Below are 19,692 nucleotides of genomic sequence, written 5' to 3'. Positions count from 1 at the left end.
TTTCCATGCAGGAAACAGTGCGCTACTGTTTCCTGCATGGAAACCCCTGCCGGGCACTCCCCCACACCGGACGAGGCGCGCGAGGCCCTCCGCCAGCTCGCCGCCGACGAGGACGCCGTCCGCTACCCGCCGATCCCGGCCTGGTTCTTCCTCGTGCAGGCCGCAGCGGTCGCCGGCCTGTTCCTGGTCCGCCTGCTGCCGGAGTCCGGCGCCGGCCGGGCCACCCAGCTGGTCGCGATCCTGGCCATCGCCCTCGCGACCGGCGGACTCGGCCGGAAGTACTGGTTCGACCGCGACGGCGTCTCGTGGGCGACCGCCCGCCCCCGCGATCTGCTGCCCTTCCTGGCGGTCCTCTGCGGCAGCTACGCGCTGTGCTGGGTGCTCGCGGAGACCACCGGCGCGACGTGGGTCTGGATCGCCGGAGCCGTCGTCGCCGCGGCCGTCGTCCTGGTCACCGGACGCTCCTACCGGCGGGAGTTCGGGTGACCGCGCCGGCCTTCGACGAGGTCGTCCACGCTCCGCAGCGGCTGCGCATCTGCGCGATGCTCAGCGCCGCCCAGAGCGTGGAGTTCGGCATCCTCCAGGACCGGCTCGGCCTGTCGAAGTCCGCGCTCAGCAAGCAGCTCGCCCACCTGGTCGAGGCCGGCTACGTCCAGCAGGAGCGCGCCGTGCGGGATGCCCGCAGCCGGTTGTGGCTCTCGCTCACCCGCGAGGGGGCGCGCGCCTACGCCGGGCACGTGCGGGCGCTCCGGGAGATCGTCGACGCCGAGGCGGAGGAGCCCGGATAACACGGTCCACCCCCGGCGAGGGGACGCACGGGACGGATGGGGCGGGTGCGCCGAACACGCACCCGCCGGTGCTGGTCTCGCGGCGCGCCGCCTCGGACCCTGGGGCCATGACCACCGTTTACGCGTACGGCACGGCACACGCGGTCGTGATGGTCGGCTCCTTCGGGGCGGAGGGTCTGCAGCCCCGGCAGATCGGCCCGGCGCACGCCACCATCGGCCGGGTCGCGGGGCAGAGCCGCAAGGCGCTGTGCGGCGCCTACGTCTCCGTCGACGAGCAGCTCCCCTGGCCGCCCGAGGGCTACGACGAGCAGCAGCTCTGCGCGAACTGCGCGCAGCTCGCCTCCCTCTGACGCCTCGGCGCCGTCCCGGTCAGCCGCCCGCGATCGAGGGCAGCACCTGCACCTCCGCGCCGTCGCGCACCGTCGTGGCGAGACCGTCGGCGAAGCGCACGTCGTCGCCGTCCACGTAGACGTTCACGAACCGCCGCACCCGGCCGGTCTCGTCCCGGAGCCGCCGGCCCAGCGACGGATGCCGCTCGGCGAGGGCGTCGAGCACGTCGGCGAGGGTGGTCCCCGCAGGATCGACGTCGAGGTGCTTGGCGCCGCCGGCCAGGTCGGCCAGCACGCCGGGCAGCACCACCTGGACGGTCACGGCAGCCGCACCGCGCGGACGACGAGCACGTCGGGCAGGTGGTCGGCGACCAGCGTGAAGGAGTCCCCCTCGTCGGCGCTGGCGTAGACGCAGCCGTCGCGGGTGCCGAGGTAGACGCCGGTGGGATCGCCCTCGTCCACGCAGAAGGCGTCGCGCATGACGGCGGTCCACGCGGCGTCGGGCAGCCCCTCGCCGCCCTCGGTCCAGGTCGCGCCGGCGTCGCGCGTGCGCTGGACGCGCAGCCTCCCGCCCGGCGGCACGCGCTGCATGTCGGCCACCAGGGGCACCACCCAGGCCGTGCCGGGTGTCGACGGCGACGTCGCGATCGGGAACCCGAAGTCCGCCGGCAGCCCGCCGGCGATGGAGGACCAGTGACGCCCGGCGTCCTCGGTGCGGAAGACCCCGAAGTGGTTCTGCGCGACCATCGTGTCCGGGCCGGCGGCGTCGACGGCGACCTTGTGCACGCACTGCCCGTACTCCGGCGCCGGCTCGGGCATGAAGACGGCGCTGATCCCCCGGTTGCGGGGCTCCCACCGCGCGCCCCCGTCGTCGCTCACGTAGACGCCGCCACCGCTCATCGCGATGGTCACCCGGTCCGACGCCGGGTCGGGGAGGATCGTGTGCACCGCTCCCCCGCCGCCACCGGGCTGCCACTCGGGCCTGTGCGGGTGGTCCCAGTGCCCGCGGACCAGGGTGAAGCTGCAGCCGCCGTCGGTGCTGCGCCACAGCGAGTGCGGCTCGCAGCCCGCCCAGACGACGTCGGGCCGGCCGGCGGAATCCGGCCGCAGCTGCCAGACCCGCTCGAGCGCCGCCCCGGTGTCCTCCGGGAAGCGGATGGCGCCGGAGTCGGTCTCGTTCCAGGTGCCACCCAGGTCGTCGGACCACATCACCGTCGGACCCCAGTGCCCGTATTGGATCCCGGCGAGCAGACGCGGCGTGGGCCGGCGGGTGTCGACGCAGACGGCCGCGACCTCCTGGGCCAGGAGGTGCGGCCCGTCCAGCGTCCAGCTCCGCCGATCGTCCTCGCTGCGGGCCAGCCACAACCCCTTGCGCGTCCCGATGGCCAGCAGATCGGTCATGACACCCCTCCGAGTCGACGGTCCTCAGGACTAGGACCGGAGGGGGACCGGAAACTCAGCGGCGGGTCGCGCCACCCTCGGGCGAGTCGTGGTGCGGGTGCTGCCCGTCGGGCGTCAGGCCGGGGGCGAGGCGCTGGGCCTCGGCGCGGAGCTCCTCGGCCGCCGTCCGGTCCTCACCTGCGCGGGCGGCCCGCTCCCGGGCCTGCTGCTCGGCGAGCGCCGCGCGCTCCTGGACCTCGGCCATCTCGCGCCGGGCGGCCGCGGCCTGCTCCTCGGCGAGCGCCTGCTCCTTGTCCGCACGGGCTGCCCTGATCTGCGCCTCCTGCAGGTTCTCGCGCGCCTGCTCCCGGTGCTGCGCCTCGCGCTGCACGCGTGCGACGCGGGCCCGCTTCTGCAGCGCCAGCGCCAGCAGCGCGAGCGCCACCAGCACGACCGCGACGATCAGCACGATCTGCCAGGTCTCCATGACCACCCCTCCTCGATGTCGCCGGGAGGGTGCCCGTGGTCACAGAGGGAGAAACGCCTGCGGCCCGCCGTCGATCACTTCAGCGCGCTGCCGGCCTGCCACTCCTCCCAGGAGACGGCCCAGTCGTAGATGTCGCCGTCGGCCGCCGAGAGGTCGGGCCCCTCCGAGTTCCTGATCTCCACGACGTCGCCGGGCTGGGAGAAGTTGAAGAACCAGGCCGCGCGTTCGGTGGAGAGGTTGATGCACCCGTGCGACACGTTCTCGCGTCCCTGCTGGGCCACCGACCACGGGGCGGCGTGCACGAACTCGCCGTTGTTGGACAGGCGGACGGCGTACTCGACCGGCGTGCGGTAGCCGTTGGGGCTGTCGACCGGGGTGCCGTAGGTGCTGGAGTCCATGATCCGGTCCCGGTTCAGCTCGGTGACCACGTGCGGCCCGTTGCGGCTGGGGAAGTCGGGGCCGCCCGCGCTCATCGGGAAGGTCTGCACCAGCTGGTCGCCGTCGTAGACCTCCATGGTGTGCGAGGCGGCGTCGGCGATCGACACGTGCCGCTCGCCGATGGAGAAGGAGACCGAGCGGTTCTTCTCGCCCCACACGCCCTCGCCGAAGTTCACGCCGTACAGCTCGGCGTCGAGGGTGACGTCGATGTTCTCGGGCCAGTACTGCGACGGGCGGAAGTGCACCTCGGAGTCGTTCAGCCAGCTCCAGACGCCGTCGGTCGGGGTCGTGCTCGTGACCTTCAGCCGGCTCTCGACGGCGGCCTTGTCGGCGACCGCCTCCTCGAAGTAGACCCGGATCGGCATGCCGACCCCGACCGTCTGCCCGTCCAGCGGGCCGATCGAGGGGGTGCTGACCGTCTCGGGGGTGACCGTCGTGAAGGTCGACGTCGCCGTGGTCGCCTCGTCGTCGTCGTTGGTGGCGCTGGCCGTCAGCGTGTAGCTGGTGCCGTAGGCGAGCGGGGCCTCCGGCGTCCAGACCTGCGCAGCCGGGGACCCCTCGTCGGTCGCGGGCTCCTCCTCCGCGGCCGGGGCGAGGGCCCCGGGCACCGGGGCGCCCTGGCCGTCGGTCACGGTGACCTCGGAGAGCTCGCCGCCGTCGACGGCGATCTCCAGCGGGACCACCGGGGAGACGTCGACCGAGCCGTCGGCCACGGCGAGCTCGACGGTCGCCGGCGCGGACTCCGCGGTGGGCTCACCGGACGTCCCGGCGTCGTCCCCGCTGCACCCGGCCAGGAGGACCAGCGTCCCCGCGGCGATCATCGCGGCCGTCCGTCGCACCTGCACCGAGTCCTCGCTTCCCCCGCCCCGCCCCAGCCGGGCGAGCGCATGCCCACCAGTGTCCACGGAGTTCCGACACCGCGGAGGCCGCCACGTGTGGCGAAGCCCTCCCCGGACACCTGTCATGACCCCGGTCCGACGCTGGTATCGTTCTCCCTCGTTGCCCGGCCTCGCCGGTCACACGCGCCATTAGCTCAATTGGCAGAGCAGCTGACTCTTAATCAGCGGGTTCGGGGTTCGAGTCCCTGATGGCGCACCAGGTCCGACGAAGCGGCTCCGTCCTCCGGGACGGGGCCGCTTCGTCGTTCCCGGGCGCCGTCCGGCATCGTCGCGCGTCGTGGTGCGCCCACCCGGGGCGTCTCCCGCTCTACCCTGACCAGCAACTTCTCCGACGCGGCACCTCCGCCTGCACGAGGACAGGGAGGATGCCCGCGTGAGCCCGAGGACCCCCGGCGAGCCCGGCAACCGGCCGCTGCCACCGCGACTGGACCCGCGCGCGGGCCGGCCGGGTCCCGGACGTCCGCACCGCGAGCCCCCCGCCGCAGGGCTTCGCCGGCGCCGGGCCGTCGTCGTCAGCCGGGCCGTCGCCGCTCTGCTGTCAGTTGCGATCCTGGCCGGCTCCGGCTGGGGCTGGTACCTCGGCCAGGTGGCCGACGCCACGGTCAACCGGACCGACGCGATCCCCGGGTCGGGCAACGAGGACGGCGACGGCGTCCCCGAGGCGATGAACCTGCTGCTGGTCGGCAACGACAGCCGCGCCGACCTCACCGACGAGCAGCTGGCCGAGCTCAGCGCCGGAACCGACTCCGGCGTCAACACCGACACGATGATCCTGGTGCACGTGCCCGCCGACGGGTCGCGCGCGTCGTTCGTCTCGTTCCCCCGCGACTCCTACGTGGAGATCCCGGGCCACGGACCGGACAAGCTCAACGCCGCCTACTCCTACGGCTACCACGGGGCCGGGGAGTCGGCGTCGGAGAACGAGCGGCAGGCGGCCGGCGCGCAACTCCTGGTCAAGACGATCAGCCGGATGTCCGGCCTGCAGATCGACCACTACGCCGAGGTCGACCTGCTGGGCTTCTTCAACCTGACCTCGGTCGTGGGCGGTGTCGAGGTGAACCTCTGCAACGCCGTCGACGACTCGCGCTGGTCGGGCGCGGTGTTCCCCGCCGGCGAGCAGACGATCAGCGGCGCCGACGCGCTCAAGTTCGTCCGGCAGCGGCACGGCCTCCCCCGGGTGGACATCGACCGGATCGTCCGCCAGCAGGTCTTCATCGCCGGGGTGCTGCGCAAGATGCTCTCCGACGAGGTGCTGCTCGACCTGGGCAAGCAGCGCGAGCTGGTCCAGGCCGCCGCGGAGTCGCTCACCGTCGACGAGGACCTCGACCTGCTCCAGCTGGCCGAGCAGATGCAGTCGGTCACCGCAGCGTCCATCGAGTTCCGGACCATCCCGATCGTCGACCCGGACGGCCGGGACGCGCAGGGCCGATCGATCGTGGAGCTCGAGGACGAGGAGACCCTGCACCGGTTCTTCGCGGAGCTGTCCGCCGAGCCCGACGAGCCGGAGGCCCCCGCGCCCGTCGAGACCGTGCGCCCGGAGGACGTCCAGGTCGAGGTGCTCAACGGCTCGGGCACCAGCGGGCTCGGGGCGTCGGCCGCCGAGGAGCTGTCCGCCGCCGGCTTCGGGATCGCCGACACCGGCAACGCCGACTCCTCCGACTACACGCAGACGGTCGTGCGGCACGCCGCGGGCGACGAGTCCCTGGCCGCCACCGTCGCCGCGCAGATCCCCGGCGCCGTTCCCGAGCTGGACGACAGCGCCGCGAGCGGGACGGTGACCCTCGTGCTGGGGTCGGACTTCAACGGCGTGGGCGAGGCGACGGCACCGGAGCCGGCCCCCGACCGGGCCGACGACGTGCGCACGGCCGAGGACCGGACCTGCATCAACTGATCGGCGGATCAGGAGTGGTGCGCGTGCACCACCGCGTGCCCGCGGCCCCGGCTCATCAGCCACCGGTTGACCGGCAGGGTGATCACGAAGGCGAGCGCGAGCGCGGCGGCCAGCGCCGTCCAGAACACCCAGCTGCCGATCCCGGCGTCCATCGCTCCGGGGATGGCGAGCATCGCGCCGTTGTCGACGATCTCCATGACGGTGATGGAGAGGGTGTCGGCAGCCAGCGCCACGCCCAGCGCCTGCCGGAACGGGACGCCGGCGCGCAGCACGCCGCGCATGGTGAAGGCGTAGCCGAACACGAACGCCAGGGCGACGGCGAGGGCCACGGTGGCGAGGTCGTGCAGCCCCAGCGAGGTGCCGATCACCATGCCGAGCACCTCGCCGATGGCGCAGCCGGTGAGGCAGTGCAGCGTGGCCTGCGCGGCGGAGGACCAGCTCACGGTGGCGGTGGTGCCGGGGCCTGCGTCGTGCGCGGTGTGGGAGGGAACGTGCGTGGCCATGGGGGGTCTCCTCTCGGAATACCCGCAGTAATACCCCCCGGGGGTACCCACTCGCAAGGGGTCAGGCTGTCAGCAGCGCCTCGACGTCCACGTGGATGCCGTCGAGCGCGAACGCCGCCCGGCGCCTCGCCTGCTCCGGCGAGGAGCCCGACGCGATCACGTGCCCCAGGTAGCCGGCGGGGGTCCCCGGCAGTTCGGCCCCGGCGCCCACGTCGGTGAAGACCTCCGCCACCGCGAGGCCCGGGATGCCGGCGACGTCCCGCACCCCGGACACCCTGCGGACCTGCCCGGCCAGGTGGGACATGAGGTACATCCGGGAGCACGCCGCGACGGCCGGATCGGGCCGCCCCGGGGCGAGGGGTTCCCCGAGCAGCAGGGCGACGGCGAACTCGGCGCTGTCCACGCCGCTGACGCGGTCGACGCAGAACTGGGCACCGGGGGCGGCCGGACGGGCGTGCAGGGAGATCAGCACCGGCCCGGTCGGGCCGAGCGCGAACTCCAGGTGGAAGGGCCCGGAGTCCAGGCCGGCCGCGGCCAGCACCGCGCCGACGAACGCGGCCGCGCCGCGCACGGGCGCCTCCCGGGTGGCCGTCAGCGTCAGCTCGGTGAACTCCGGGGGGAGGGTCATCACCTGCTCGGACCAGGCGTGGACCTGCGGCCTGCCCTCGACGACGAACCCGTCGGCCGCGTGCCGCGGCCCGGGCACGTACTGCTCGACGAGCAGCCGGTGCCGCGGCCGGATGCCCCGGCCGTAGGAGGTGCGCCCGACGTGCCGGCCGGCCAGCGTGCGCAGCTCGCGGTCGTCGGCTGCCAGTGCGACGTCCCACCGCCGGGCGCCGTCGACGGGAGCGACGACGCAGGGGTACCCGACCGCCGAGGTGAGCCCGGGCTCACCGGCGCACACCGCCACCCAGGGGGCGACGGCGACGCCGGCGTCGTCCATCGCCGCGCGGAGGACGGCTTCGTCGTTCGAGAGCGCGGCGGCACCGGGCGTCGGCCCGTGCAGACCCAGCGCCCGTGCCGCCACCGCCGCCGGGCGCAGGAACGTGTCGACGGTGCTGGTGACGGCGACGACGGTCCCACCGAGCCGGCCGACCTCCGCGACGACGGCCGCCGGGTCGAGGGTGTCGCACTCGAGCCACCGGTCGACCGCCCAGGCGGCGTCGTCCCCGTAGAACGCCCGGTCGCGGGCGAGCACCGCCGTGCGCAGGCCCCGCTCCCGTGCCCGCTCGAGCTGCGCCACCCCGGGCACGTCCAGCCGCTCCCCCACGCCGAGCTCCGGGCGCGCGGGCGACGACCGACGGAGCAGCTCGACCGCGACGAACCAGCGATCGTCCGCGGGCGCGGACCGGAGGACGTGCTGACCGCCTGCGCTCGACCCCGTCATGGGCGCTGCTCCCCGCTCGCTGAGTTGCGCGAACCATACCGGTCGGTTGGTTTCGCGCGGAAGACATCGCGATGTGGTGCGTGCCGTCCGGCCGCAGCCGGGAAGGGCGCAGGTCGCCGACGGGTTGAGCCCTGCGTGGCCACCCTTCCGGGACCCCGCGAGGTCGACGTCGTGGTGATCGGCGCCGGCCAGGCCGGGCTGTCCACGGCGTGGGCCCTGGCCCGCCAGGGGTTCGAGCGCGGCAACGGGTTCGTGGTCCTCGACGCCGAGCCCTCCCCGGGCGGCGCGTGGCGGCACCGCTGGCCCTCGCTGACCCTCGGCACCACGCACCGGGTGCACGACCTGCCCGGCCTCCCGTTCGCACCCGACGACGTGCGCGCACCCGCGGTGGAGTCGGTTCCGGCCTACTTCGCCGCGTACGAGGAGCACTTCGCGCTGCCCGTCGTCCGGCCGGTCCGGGTGGCCTCGGTCGGCCGGACCGACGACGACCGGTTCCGCGTGGAGAGCGACCGCGGCACCTGGACGGCGCGGGCGGTGGTGAACGCGACCGGCACCTGGACGCGCCCGTTCGTGCCCCGCTACCCGGGCCAGGAGCTCTTCCGCGGCCGCCAGCTGCACACCGTCGACTACCGGACCGCCGAGGAGTTCCGCGGGCAGCACGTCGTGGTCGTGGGCGGCGGCGCCTCGGCCACCCAGCTCCTGGGCGAGATCTCCCGCGTCACCTCGACGACGTGGGTGACCCGCCGTCCGCCGGTGTGGCGCGAGGGCGTGTTCGACGAGAACGCCGGACGCGAGGTGGTCGCGAAGGTCGAGGAGGCGGTCCGCGAGGGCCGCCGGCCCGGCAGCGTCGTGAGCCTCACGGGCCTGCTGGTCTCCACGCCCTACATCCGCGACGGGCTCGACCGCGGCGTCCTCGAGCGGCTGCCGGTGTTCCACCGGATCACCCCCGACGGCGTCGCCTGGGACGACGGCCGGGCCGTGCGCGCCGACGTCATCCTCTGGGCCACCGGCTTCCGCGCGGCCGTCGGTCACCTGGCCCCGCTGCAGCTCCGGCAGCCCGGGGGCGGGTTCCGGCTGGAGGGCACCCAGGTCGCCGGTGAGCCGCGGCTGCACCTGGTCGGCTACGGCCCCTCGGCCAGCACGATCGGGGCCAACCGCGCCGGTCAGGCCGCTGCGCGGGCGCTCCGCCGCGAGCTGCGCCCGGGTGCTCCCCTGCCCCGCAGCGCCTGAGCCGTCAGGGACGGTTCAGGGTCTGATCAGGGCGCTCCCCGATGGATCGGCGACGAGCGCGCCGACAGGCTCCAGGCATGACCTCCCGACCCACTCCCGGCGGCCCGACGTGATCGAGGCCCGCGGTCTGACCAAGAAGTACGGCGCCCGCACCGCCGTCGACGGCATCTCCTTCACGGTGGGGCCCGGCCGGGTCACCGGCTTCCTCGGGCCCAACGGCGCCGGCAAGTCGACGACGATGCGCATGGTGCTCGGCCTCGACCGGCCCACCGCCGGCAGCGTGACCGTGAACGGCCGGCACTACGCCGGCTCCCCCGCGCCGCTGCGCGAGGTCGGCGCCCTCCTGGAGGCCCGCGCGCTCCACCCGGGGCGCTCGGCCCGCGACCACCTGCGCTGGCTCGCCGCGAGCAACGCCATCCCGGCCCGCCGCGTCGACGAGGTGCTCGACCAGGTCGGGCTCACCGACGTCGCCGGGCAGCGGGTCGGCCGGTTCTCCCTCGGCATGGGCCAGCGGCTGGGCATCGCCGTCGCGCTGCTGGGCGACCCGCCGGTCGTCGTCCTCGACGAGCCGGTCAACGGCCTGGACCCCGAGGGGATCCGCTGGGTGCGCCGGCTGGCCCGCACGCTGGCCGAGCAGGGCCGGACGGTCTTCCTCTCCAGCCACCTGATGAGCGAGATGGCGCTGACCGCCGACCACCTCGTCGTGATCGGCCGGGGCCGGGTGCTGGCCGACTGCACGATGTCGCAGTTCATCGCCGAGCACGCCGCCTCCTACGTGCGGCTGCGCAGCCCGCAGCGCACCGAGGTCGCCGGCCTGCTGACCCGCGAGGGCCTGGACGTGACCGCCGTCGACGACGAGCTGCGCGTGCAGGGCCGGGACGCCGCCGCCGTCGGGGAGCTGGTGGGCCGTGGCGGCCTCCTGCTGCACGAGCTGACCCTCGTCTCGTCCTCCCTCGAGGACGCCTTCATGACCCTGACCGCGTCGAGCGTCGAGTACGCCACGCGGACCGAGACCACCGCCGGAGCCCCCCGATGACCGACACGGTCGCCCTCGACCCGAACCGGCACGTGCCGGGCCTCACCAGGCCCGGCTTCCGGCAGACGGTGCACGCCGAGTGGATCAAGTTCTGGTCGGTGCGCTCCACCGCCTGGTCGGTCATCGCGATGCTCGTCCTCGGCGCCGGCCTCACGACGCTCATCTGTGCGACCAACGCCGAGTGGCTGGCCAGCAGCGAGGCCGACGAGAGCCCCGGCTCCTTCATCACCTTCGGCATGACGTTCGCCCAGGTCACCGCGATCGTGCTGGGAACGCTCACGATCACCACCGAGTACGGCACCGGCATGATCCGCGCGACGCTGGCCGCGACCCCGCGCCGCGGCCAGGTCCTGGCGGCGAAGGCCGTCGTCCTCGTCGGCACCCTGTTCGTCGCGGGCACGGTCACCGCCTTCGCCGGCTACCTCGGCGGCAACGTCTTCCTCGACCGGGAGGGCATCGGGCTCGCGCTCTCCGACGACGGCGTGCTGCGGTCGATGGTCGGCAGCGGCCTGTACATGGCCGGGCTGGGGCTGCTCGCGGCTGCCGTCGGGCTGCTCGTCCGGCACACCGCCGCGGCGCTGTCGATCGTGCTGGCGCTGGTCTTCGTCGTCGGCACCATGGTCGTGCTCCTGCCCGGCGCCTGGGGCGAGTGGACGTCGAAGCTCATGCCCGGCAACGCGGGCGCCGGGGTCGCCACCCCGGTCTCGTTCAACCCGTACCTGCTCGACCCGTGGACCGGCTTCGCGGTCTTCTGCGCCGAGGTGGCCGCGGTCCTGCTCGTCGGCCACCTGGCGTTCCGGCGCCGCGACGCCTGAGAAGGCACCCGCCTGTGCCCCGGCCGATCCGGCCGGGGCACAGTGGTGCCGTGACCACGCAGGACCCCGCGGCCGAGGGCCGCCGCCGCGCCGAAGCACTGCTCGCCGCCCTGTCCGACGGCGAGGACGACGCCGTGGACGCCCTCCTCGGTGGGCTGACCGAGGTCCGCGACCTCGTGTACGTCGGCGCCGGCCTCACCGCGATCGCCCGCGCCGAGGGTCGGGCGCTGCCCACCGCGCAGCGGGCGCAGGCCAGCACCCGCCAGCTCAGGCTGGGCCAGCTGCGGGACGCGAACCGCGACGACCCGGCGGGGCTGCGCACCTGGCTGCGCCGCGGCGGCGAGGAGATCCTCTTCATCCGGTCGCTGCAGGCAGCGGTCGACCGCCTGGCCTGACCGTGCCCGCAGCACCCGAGCCGCCCCGTCCCGGTTGGTGGGCGCGCGGCCCGTTCGCACCACCCTGGCAGCTGCCCGGGGTGTCGGTCCTGGTGGGCGTCCTCGCCCTGGTCTGGTTGCTCTTGACCGCCGCCTACACGGTCTTCTCCGACGTGCCGGACGCCGAGCTCGCCCGGACGCTGCAGAAGCGCGTGGTGGTCGCGACCGCGACCGAGGTGCGCGAGGAGCTGTCCCGGCGAAACCACCGGCGCGAGCTGGAGGTCACCTTCACCACCGCGGACGGCGAGCGGATCACCGCCCGGGCGACCGGGTTCAGCTCGAACCTGGCGGTGTACGAGGCCCGTGACGGCTGGGAGGCCGAGTGGCGCCCGGGCACCTACCAGTACGCCGCGCCGCTGGAGGTGGTCTACGACCCGCGGGACCCCGAGCGGGTCATGGTGCGCGACGACGTCGCGGGGCACGCCGACGGGGACCGCACGCGCCGCGGCCTGGTCAACCTCGCCATCGGCGGCGGCGCGCTCGCGTTCGCCGTCCTCGTCTGGCTCGCGGCGGTCGTCGTGCGGGTGCGGCGCCGGCGCTGACCTCGGGGTAGGCAGGTCGCGTGGCGTTGCTGACGGTGGGGCACGGCCCCGAGGACCGGGAGCGCCTGGGCGCGCGCCTCGCCGCCGCCGGGGTGGAGACGGTGGTCGACGTCCGCCGCTTCCCCGGCAGCCGGAACAACCCCGACGTCCGCCGGGAGGCGCTCGCCGAGTGGCTCCCGGCGGCCGGCATTGCCTACCGCTGGGAGGAGCGCCTGGGCGGGCGACGCTCGCTGCCGAAGGGCACGCCGGTGGTCGACGGCTGGTGGACCGTCGCGCAGTTCGCCGCCTACGCCGCGCACACCCGGACGCCGGAGTTCGCCGCCGCGCTGGACGAGGTGCTGGACGAGGCGGCGGACCGCACGGTCGCGGTGATGTGCAGCGAGAGCGTGTGGTGGCGGTGCCACCGGCGGATCGTCGCCGATGTCGCCGTGCTGGCCCGCGGGCACGACGTCGTCCACCTCATGCCCGACGGCCGGCTCACCCCGCACCGCCCGTCCGAGGGCGCGGTGCTCGTCGACGGCGTCCTCACCTGGCCGGGGTGACGTGCTGGAACGGCCTCGTCCGGGGGCCCGCCCTGAGCTTGCGACGGGTGGGGAGGACGAGGTCCTTACGCCATGTGCGGGTAGGTGTGGTCGGTCGGCGGCGCGAACGTCTCCTTGATCGAGCGGGTCGAGGTCCAGCGCTGCAGGTTCTGCGCGGCCCCGGCCTTGTCGTTCGTGCCCGACGCGCGCCCGCCGCCGAAGGGCTGCTGGCCGACGACGGCGCCGGTCGGCTTGTCGTTGACGTAGAAGTTGCCCGCCGCGTGCCGGAGGCACTTCTGCGCGTGCGCGATGGCCGTCCGGTCCTGGGCGATGACCGCCCCGGTGAGCGCGTAGGGCGCCGCCGACTCCATCTGGGTCAGCACCGCGTCGTACTCGCCGTCCTCGTACACGTGCACCGCCAGCACCGGGCCGAAGTACTCGGTGGTGAACACCTCGTGGCCCGGATCGGTGCCCTCGATGATCGTCGGCCGCACGAAGAAGCCCTCGCTGTCGTCGGCCTGCCCGCCGGCCACGATCGACAGCGACGGGTCGTCGTCCACCCGGTCGAGCACGCCGGAGAGCTTGGAGAACGACTTCCGGTCTATGACCGCGCCCATGAAGTTCGAGAAGTCGGTGACGTCGCCCATCGGAAGCGACTCGGTGACCCCGACCAGGTCGTCCCGCAGGCGGGCCCACACCGAGCGCGGCACGTAGGCGCGCGAGGCCGCCGAGCACTTCTGCCCCTGGTACTCGAAGGCGCCGCGGACCAGGGCGGTGCGCAGCACGTCGACGTCGGCCGAGGGGTGGGCGACGACGAAGTCCTTGCCGCCGGTCTCGCCCACGATGCGCGGGTACCCGCGGTAGCTCGCGATGTTCTCCCCGACCGTGCGCCACAGGTGCTGGAAGACCGGCGTGGACCCGGTGAAGTGGATGCCGGCGAGGTCGCGGTCGGCCAGGGCCACCTCGGACACCGCGACGCCGTCGCCGGTGACCAGGTTGATGACGCCCGGCGGCAGCCCGGCCTCCTCCAGCAGCCGCATGAGGAAGTGCGCGGCGAACTGCTGCGTGGGCGCCGGCTTCCAGACGACGGTGTTGCCCATGAGCGCGGGGGCGGTCGGCAGGTTGCCGGCGATGGCGGTGAAGTTGAACGGCGTGATCGCGTAGACGAAGCCCTCCAGCGGGCGGTGGTCCGACCGGTTCCAGACACCGGGCGAGGACTCCGGCTGCGCGGCGATGATCTGGCGCGCGAAGTGCACGTTCCAGCGCCAGAAGTCGATCAGCTCGCAGGCGCTGTCGATCTCGGCCTGCTGCGCGGTCTTGCTCTGGCCCAGCATCGTGGCGGCGTTCAGCGTCTGCCGCCAGGGGCCGGCGAGCAGGTCGGCGGCCCGGAGGAACACCGCCGCCCGGTCGTCGAAGGAGAGGTCCGACCAGCCGGGCGCGGCCTCCTTGGCGCAGCGGACGGCGTCCTGCGCGTCGCCGTGGGTGGCGTGCGCGGCGGTGCCCAGGACGGCGGCGTGCCGGTGCGGCTGGACGACGTCGAACCGCTGGCCGCCGGCCATGCGCTGCCGGCCGCCGATGGTGCTGGTCAGCTCCACGGGCCCGGCGGCGAGCTCGGCGAGGCGTCGCTGCAGCTCGTCGCGCTCGGGGGTGCCCGGCGCGTAGGTGAGGACCGGCTCGTTGCGCGGGGCGGGGACTCGGGTGACGGCGTCCATGGGGTGCCTCGATTCAGCGTCGGAGGGGCCGAAATGGCCATGTGGGCCCCTCGGGGGTTCAGCGTCGGGTGGCGAGGGAGCGCAGGAAGAAGGCGACGTTGGCGGGGCGCTCGGCCAGCCGGCGCATGAAGTAGCCGTACCAGTCGGCGCCGTAGGGGAGGTAGGCCCGGACACGGGTGCCGGCGTCGGCCAGCCGGCGTTGCTCGTCGGGGCGGATGCCGTAGAGCATCTGCACCTCCCACGAGTCCGCCGGCCGCGAGTGCTGGGCGGCCAGCTCGTGGGCGCGGGTGAGGACCGCCGGGTCGTGCGAGCCGACCATCGGGTACCCGGGGCCGGCCATCAGCAGCTCGAGGCAGCGCAGGTAGGCGGCGTCGACGTCGGCCTTCCGCTGGTGGGCGACCGCGGCCGGCTCGTCGTAGGCCCCCTTGACCAGCCGCACCCGCGACCCGGTGACGGCGAGGGCCTTCGCGTCGTCCTCGGTGCGGTGCAGCATCGCCTGCAGCACCGCACCGGTACCGGGGTGCTCCTTGCGGAGCTCGGCGACCGCGGCCAGCGTCGAGTCGACGGTGCGGGAGTCCTCCATGTCGAGGGTGACCGTCGTCCCCATCGCCGTGGCCGCCTCGACGACCGGGCGCACGAGCTCCAGGGCGACGTCGTGCCCGCCGTCGGGCAGCGCCTGCCCGAACGCCGACAGCTTGACCGACACCTCGGCGGCGGCCCCCAGGGCGAGCGGCTCCAGCCCCGCGAGCAGGGCGAGGTAGGCGTCGCGGGTGCGCGTGGCCTGCGCCCGGTCGGTGACGTCCTCGCCGAGGTGGTCGAGGGTGACCGCGATGCCCTCGGCCGACAGCTCGCGCACCGCGCGCAGTGCGTCGTCCAGGCGCTCGCCGGCGACGAACCGGTCGACCACGCGCCGGGTGGCCGGCGTGCGGGTGACGGCCGCGCGGAGCCCGGGCCGCCGCGAGGCGCCGAGCAGGATCTTCTGCAACACCACAGCACCTCCGGGGGACGGTCCGACCTGCTCCCTGAACGCTAGGCACCCCCACCCCTCCGGGCCAGGGACAGATGTCGGGACTCCCGCCGTCTGCTCTCATACAGATGTACGGGATCGGAGGTGGCATGCGGGACGACCTGCAGGAACTGGTCGACGAGGTGTCGCGGGTGCTGGCCGCGCCGGCCACGCTCGAGGACGCCGCCTTCACGCTGCTCGCCTTCTGCGCCCACGACGACAGCGGCGCGGACCCGATGGACGCCGTCCGCACCCGGTCGATCCTGACGCGCGGCTCGACGCCGGAGACCCGGCGCCGCTTCGAGGAGTTCGGCATCGCCTCGACCACCCGGCCGCTGCGCACCCCGGCGGATCCCGACGCCGGCATCCTCACCCGCCTGGTCCTGCCGGTGCGGCACGAGGGCAGCACCCACGGCTACCTGTGGCTGCTCGACGGTGGGCGGATCGACCCCGACGACGACGCCGACCCCGCCCTGGCCGCCGCCATGGCGCTGGCCGCCCGAGCCGGGCGGCTGCTCGCCGGCCGCCCCGCCGACGACCTCGGCCGCCTCCTCGCCGACGCCCTCACCGGACGGCCCGCGGCGCAGGCGCAGGCGGGCCGGCGGCTCGCCGACCGGTTGGCCGAGGACGGCACCCAGGTGCTCGTCGCCCTCTCCCCCTCCGGCGATCTCCTCCCGGGCTGGCAGCTGCCGGCGGCCGGGGCGGTCGCCACCCTCGTGGACGACGGCGCGGTCGCCGTCCTCGTCCCGCTGCCGTCGACGACCGACCTCCGCCCGGCCGGGGCGCTGGCCGCGGCCTCGCTGCGCTCCCTCCCGCCCGGCAGCACCGCCGGCGTCTCGGCCGTGCGCCGCGGCACCGGCCACCTCGCCGAGCAGTGGCGGGAGGCCCGCGGCGCGGCCCGCGTCGCCGCGGCGGTGAGCCGCTTCTCCCCCGTCGCGCGCTGGGCCGAGCTCGGTGCCTGGCGGACGGTGACGGAACTCACCGGTCCGGATGCCGTGGTGCTCCCCCTGCTCGCCGACCCCGTGCTGGCCGGGACCGCCGAGACCTACCTCGACCTCGCCGGCAGCGTCGTGCGCACCGCGGACGCCCTGCGGATCCACCGCCAGACGCTCTACTACCGGCTCGGCCGCATCTGTGCGCTCACCGGTCTGGACCTGGCCGACGGGGACGACCGGCTGCTGCTGCACACCGGCCTCCGGGCGGCGCGGCTGTCCGGGCTCGACCGCCCCTGACCCGCGCCGGTCACCTACGCTCGGGAGTGATGGCTGCGGACGACAGAACTGTGCACGAGGACGACCGCAGCGATCGCGACGACGTCCTGCGGCTGCTGCGCACCGGGACGGCGGCGGAGCACGACGCCGTCGAGCGCACCCTGGACCTCCTGGACCCGCGGCTGGACCGCGCCCGGCTCGGCGCCGCGCTCGCCCTGATGCACGGGTTCTGGATCGCCGCGGAGCGGGGCCTCGACGAGTGGGCCGCCCGCCTGCCCGGGGAGGCGGCCGCGGTCGACTGGCCCCGCCGCCGCCGGGCGGAGCTGTTCGCTGCCGACCTGCGCGCCCTGGGCACCGGCGCCCCGGCCGGCGTCCCAGAGCTGCCCGCGGTGCCCGGCACCGACGAGGCGCTGGGCCGGCTGTACGTGCTCGAGGGCTCCACGCTCGGCGGCACCTTCATCGACCGGCACCTGGCCACGCTGCCCGCCCTGTCCGGCGTGCGGATCGGCGCCTTCTCCCCCTACGGCGACCGGACCGGCGCGATGTGGGCCGCGTTCCGCCGCGCCACCCGCGCCCACGTCGCCGCCGGCGGCGACGTCGACCGCATCGTGTCCGCCGCCCGGGAGACCTTCGCGACGCTCGCCGCCTGGTGCGCGCCGGCCGCCTGCTCCGAGGAGGTGCCGGCGTGACCGACGTCGACCGGACGATCGACTTCCTGGCCCCGGGCACCCCGGTGGACCTCTCCAACTGCGAGCGCGAGCCGATCCACATCCCGGGCAGCATCCAGCCGCGCGGGGTGCTGATCGTGGTGCGTGACCCCGACTGGATCGTCCAGCAGGCCTCGGAGAACCTGGCCGGCCTCACCGGCGTGGCGTGGCAGGACGCGATCGGGCGCCCGCTGGCCGACGTCCTGGGCGTCGCGGCGGCCGGCGCGGTGGTCCGCTTGGCGAGCGCGTTCGGCGACCTCCGCGAGCGCAACCCGGTGGAGATCACGCTCGACGTCGACGGCGCCCCCGTGCCGGTGGACGCGCTGCTGCACCGCGCCGTCGTCGAGCGGGGCACGCAGGACGCCGGCGACGGGCCGGTGGCCACCGACGGCCTGCCGCTGTCCAGCGTCGTCGTGGAGCTGGAGCCGGCGCGCGGACCGCGGCCGTTCTCCTTCCCGAACACCTACCAGGCGGTGCGCGGGACGGTGGCCGCGCTCGACCGCGCCTCGTCGCTGCAGCAGCTGTACGACATCACCGCGCAGGCGGTGCGCTCGCTCACCGGCTTCGACCGAGTGATGGTCTACCGCTACGACGCCGACTACAACGGCGAGGTCGTCGCCGAGGCCAAGCAGGAGGGCCTCAACTCCTTCCTCGGCCTGCACTACCCGGCCTCGGACATCCCCGCGCAGGCGCGGGCGCTCTACGAGAAGAACTGGATCCGGCTGATCTCCGACATCGACTACACGCCGGTCCCGATCCGCCCGGTCGACCACCCCGTCACCGCCCGGCCGCTGGACCTCACCTACTCCACGCTGCGCAGCGTCTCCCCCATCCACGTCGAGTACCTGCACAACATGGGCGTGCGCGCCTCGATGTCGATCTCGCTGCTGCGCGACGACAAGCTCTGGGGACTCATCGCCTGCCACCACTACAGCGGCCCGCACGCACCGCCCTACGCCACGCGCGCGGCGGCGGAGTTCCTCGGCTCGACCATGTCGGTGCGGCTGATCGACCGGGCCTCCGAGGACGAGATCGAGCGGGCCCTGCGGGTCCGGTCCAACCTGGCGTGGCTGACCGCGGCCACCCTCGACGAGGACCGCACGCTGACCGACACCCTGCTGGGCCGGATCAGCCTGCTGGACGTGCTCGAGGCCGAGGGCGCCGTCGTGAACCTGCAGGGGCACTCCGGGACCGCGGGCGTCGAGCTTCCCCCCGGACTGGCCGACGGCATCGCGGCCTGGGCCGCGTCCCGGGGTGACGACGTCGTCGCCACCGACTCCCTGGACGTCGACGCCCCGCACCTCCGGGCGCCCACCGAGCTGGCGTGCGGTGCGCTGGTCCTGCCGCTGCCGGAGGGCCAGTACGTGCTCTGGTTCCGCGGCGAGGCGGTGCGGCACATCGACTGGGGCGGCGACCCGCACAACAAGGCGATCGCCGAGCGCGAGGGCGACGAGGTCCGGCTGAGCCCCCGCAAGTCCTTCGAGCGGTGGCGGGAGACCGTCCGCGGGCGCTCGGAGCCGTGGTCGGCGCAGGAGGTCACCGAGGCCACCGAGCTGCGCATCCACCTGCTCGAGGCGCTCTACGCCCGCTCGCGCAGCATCGTGCGGGCCGCCGAGACCCTGCAGCGCAGCTTGCTGTCCGACCCTCCCCAGCCCGACGACCTGGAGACGGGCGTGCGGTACGTGCCCGCCACCCGCGAGGCCCAGGTCGGCGGCGACTGGTACGACGTCTTCCAGCAGCCCGACGGCTCCACGATGCTGGTCATCGGCGACGTCGTCGGTCACGACACCGAGGCGGCCGCGACAATGGCCCAGCTGCGCGGCCTGCTGCGCGGCATCGCCTACGACAACGGGGCGGGCCCGGCGACCGTGCTGTCCCGGCTGGACGCCGCGATCCAGGGACTGGACATCAGCGCCATGGCCACCGTGCTCGTCGCCCGGCTGGAGCAGACCGCGGAGGAGGCCGACCGCGGCGTCTCCCGGCTGTGCTGGGCCAGCGCCGGGCACCTGCCCCCGCTCCTGGTGGCCCCCGACGGCGCCCAGCGGCTGCTCGACTCCGGCCGTCCGGGGCTGCTGCTGGGCGTCGACCCGACGCTGCCGCGCACCGCGCACGAGCTGGAGATCGAGCGGGGCTCGACCCTGCTGCTCTACACCGACGGGCTGGTCGAGCGCCGGGACCAGGTGTTCGACGACGGCGTGGAGCTGCTCGGCGAGGCCCTGGCCGACCTCCGCCACCTGCCCGTCGAGGAGATGTGCGACGAGCTGATCGACCGGCTCATCCCCGAGGGCGCCGAGGACGACGTCGCCCTCGTCGCGGTGCGGCTGCGTCCCCGGGAGCGCTGACCGCACCTAGGCCGGCGCCGGACCTGCGCGGGGG

21 protein-coding genes and 1 tRNA gene are annotated in these 19,692 nt (G+C 74.7%); 14 read left to right on the top strand and 8 right to left on the bottom strand.

Features of this window, described 5'->3' with window-relative positions; genetic code table 11:
- The first annotated feature begins 36 nt into the window (after positions 1–36).
- The 3 genes from DQ244_RS19540 to DQ244_RS04825 all read left to right on the top strand — a co-directional run bounded on the left by DQ244_RS19540 (position 37) and on the right by DQ244_RS04825 (position 1,138).
- Positions 37–486, top strand: a complete 450-nt coding sequence (locus DQ244_RS19540; RefSeq protein WP_199580182.1) for a hypothetical protein — start codon at positions 37–39, stop codon at positions 484–486.
- Positions 483–788 carry a transcriptional regulator gene (locus tag DQ244_RS19535; RefSeq protein ID WP_199580180.1) on the top strand — a complete coding sequence of 102 codons (306 nt, stop codon included), beginning with the start codon at positions 483–485 and terminating at the stop codon, positions 786–788. Before DQ244_RS19540 ends, DQ244_RS19535 begins: the two co-directional genes overlap by 4 nt.
- Positions 789–895: 107 nt before the next feature.
- A complete protein-coding gene (locus DQ244_RS04825) occupies positions 896–1,138 on the top strand; it encodes a hypothetical protein (RefSeq protein ID WP_113810666.1) in 243 nt (80 codons plus the stop codon).
- 19 nt (positions 1,139–1,157) lie between these two features.
- Here the strand turns inward: DQ244_RS04825 and DQ244_RS04820 are convergent, their stop codons facing one another.
- From DQ244_RS04820 to DQ244_RS04805, 4 genes are all read right to left on the bottom strand, one after another.
- Complete coding sequence (locus tag DQ244_RS04820) at positions 1,158–1,439, bottom strand: ubiquitin-like small modifier protein 1 (RefSeq protein ID WP_113810247.1); 282 nt, start codon at positions 1,437–1,439, stop codon at positions 1,158–1,160.
- Entirely contained in the window at positions 1,436–2,518 is a 1,083-nt protein-coding gene (locus tag DQ244_RS04815; RefSeq protein ID WP_113810246.1) for a sialidase family protein, read from the bottom strand. The genes DQ244_RS04820 and DQ244_RS04815 overlap by 4 nt, the downstream gene beginning before the upstream one ends.
- A 55-nt stretch (positions 2,519–2,573) precedes the next feature.
- Positions 2,574–2,984: a hypothetical protein gene (locus DQ244_RS04810; protein ID WP_147251468.1), complete on the bottom strand. Its 411-nt coding sequence runs from the start codon at positions 2,982–2,984 to the stop codon at positions 2,574–2,576.
- Between the two features lie 74 nt (positions 2,985–3,058).
- Positions 3,059–4,261 carry an Ig-like domain-containing protein gene (locus tag DQ244_RS04805; RefSeq protein ID WP_233491171.1) on the bottom strand — a complete coding sequence of 401 codons (1,203 nt, stop codon included), beginning with the start codon at positions 4,259–4,261 and terminating at the stop codon, positions 3,059–3,061.
- Positions 4,262–4,444: 183 nt separating this feature from the next.
- Between DQ244_RS04805 and DQ244_RS04800 the strand changes: the two genes are divergently transcribed.
- Positions 4,445–4,520 (top strand) — tRNA-Lys (locus DQ244_RS04800).
- A 174-nt stretch (positions 4,521–4,694) separates the two neighbouring features.
- Positions 4,695–6,212, top strand: a complete 1,518-nt coding sequence (locus DQ244_RS04795) for an LCP family protein (RefSeq protein ID WP_233491170.1) — start codon at positions 4,695–4,697, stop codon at positions 6,210–6,212.
- Between the two features lie 8 nt (positions 6,213–6,220).
- Here DQ244_RS04795 and DQ244_RS04790 read toward each other — a convergent pair whose 3' ends face one another.
- Entirely contained in the window at positions 6,221–6,715 is a 495-nt protein-coding gene (locus tag DQ244_RS04790) for a DUF4396 domain-containing protein (RefSeq protein WP_113810242.1), read from the bottom strand.
- 61 nt (positions 6,716–6,776) lie between these two features.
- Complete coding sequence (locus DQ244_RS04785) at positions 6,777–8,102, bottom strand: ATP-grasp domain-containing protein (RefSeq protein WP_147251467.1); 1,326 nt, start codon at positions 8,100–8,102, stop codon at positions 6,777–6,779.
- A 135-nt stretch (positions 8,103–8,237) separates the two neighbouring features.
- Between DQ244_RS04785 and DQ244_RS04775 the strand changes: the two genes are divergently transcribed.
- The 6 genes from DQ244_RS04775 (at position 8,238) to DQ244_RS04750 (ending at position 12,701) form a co-directional block, all read left to right on the top strand.
- A complete protein-coding gene (locus DQ244_RS04775) occupies positions 8,238–9,332 on the top strand; it encodes an FAD-dependent oxidoreductase (RefSeq protein ID WP_113810239.1) in 1,095 nt (364 codons plus the stop codon).
- A gap of 109 nt (positions 9,333–9,441) precedes the next feature.
- A complete protein-coding gene (locus DQ244_RS04770; RefSeq protein ID WP_113810238.1) occupies positions 9,442–10,368 on the top strand; it encodes an ABC transporter ATP-binding protein in 927 nt (308 codons plus the stop codon).
- Entirely contained in the window at positions 10,365–11,183 is an 819-nt protein-coding gene (locus DQ244_RS04765) for an ABC transporter permease subunit (protein ID WP_113810237.1), read from the top strand. Before DQ244_RS04770 ends, DQ244_RS04765 begins: the two co-directional genes overlap by 4 nt.
- 50 nt (positions 11,184–11,233) lie before the next feature.
- A complete protein-coding gene (locus DQ244_RS04760) occupies positions 11,234–11,578 on the top strand; it encodes a hypothetical protein (RefSeq protein ID WP_113810236.1) in 345 nt (114 codons plus the stop codon).
- A gap of 80 nt (positions 11,579–11,658) precedes the next feature.
- Positions 11,659–12,159, top strand: coding sequence for a DUF3592 domain-containing protein (locus tag DQ244_RS04755; protein ID WP_158544461.1), 501 nt, complete (start codon positions 11,659–11,661; stop codon positions 12,157–12,159).
- Between the two features lie 20 nt (positions 12,160–12,179).
- On the top strand, positions 12,180–12,701 hold the full coding sequence (locus DQ244_RS04750) for a DUF488 family protein (protein ID WP_113810234.1): 522 nt from the start codon (positions 12,180–12,182) through the stop codon (positions 12,699–12,701).
- Positions 12,702–12,766: 65 nt separating this feature from the next.
- Here the strand turns inward: DQ244_RS04750 and pruA are convergent, their stop codons facing one another.
- Positions 12,767–14,392 carry an L-glutamate gamma-semialdehyde dehydrogenase gene (gene pruA, locus DQ244_RS04745; RefSeq protein ID WP_113810233.1) on the bottom strand — a complete coding sequence of 542 codons (1,626 nt, stop codon included), beginning with the start codon at positions 14,390–14,392 and terminating at the stop codon, positions 12,767–12,769.
- Between the two features lie 58 nt (positions 14,393–14,450).
- A complete protein-coding gene (locus DQ244_RS04740) occupies positions 14,451–15,380 on the bottom strand; it encodes a proline dehydrogenase family protein (protein WP_113810665.1) in 930 nt (309 codons plus the stop codon).
- Positions 15,381–15,508: 128 nt separating this feature from the next.
- On the opposite strand from DQ244_RS04740, the gene DQ244_RS04735 reads away from it, so the two are divergent.
- From DQ244_RS04735 to DQ244_RS04725, 3 genes are read left to right on the top strand one after another with little or no spacing between them, the layout of a single operon-like run.
- Positions 15,509–16,630, top strand: a complete 1,122-nt coding sequence (locus DQ244_RS04735) for a CdaR family transcriptional regulator (protein ID WP_113810232.1) — start codon at positions 15,509–15,511, stop codon at positions 16,628–16,630.
- A gap of 29 nt (positions 16,631–16,659) precedes the next feature.
- On the top strand, positions 16,660–17,298 hold the full coding sequence (locus tag DQ244_RS04730; RefSeq protein ID WP_113810231.1) for a biliverdin-producing heme oxygenase: 639 nt from the start codon (positions 16,660–16,662) through the stop codon (positions 17,296–17,298).
- A complete protein-coding gene (locus DQ244_RS04725; RefSeq protein WP_113810664.1) occupies positions 17,295–19,658 on the top strand; it encodes a SpoIIE family protein phosphatase in 2,364 nt (787 codons plus the stop codon). Before DQ244_RS04730 ends, DQ244_RS04725 begins: the two co-directional genes overlap by 4 nt.
- The last annotated feature ends 34 nt before the right edge of the window (positions 19,659–19,692 follow it).

The sequence above is a fragment of the Blastococcus sp. TBT05-19 genome (assembly GCF_003319095.1).
Taxonomy (GTDB): domain Bacteria; phylum Actinomycetota; class Actinomycetes; order Mycobacteriales; family Geodermatophilaceae; genus Blastococcus.
This window is presented reverse-complemented; position numbering and strand designations above follow the sequence as displayed.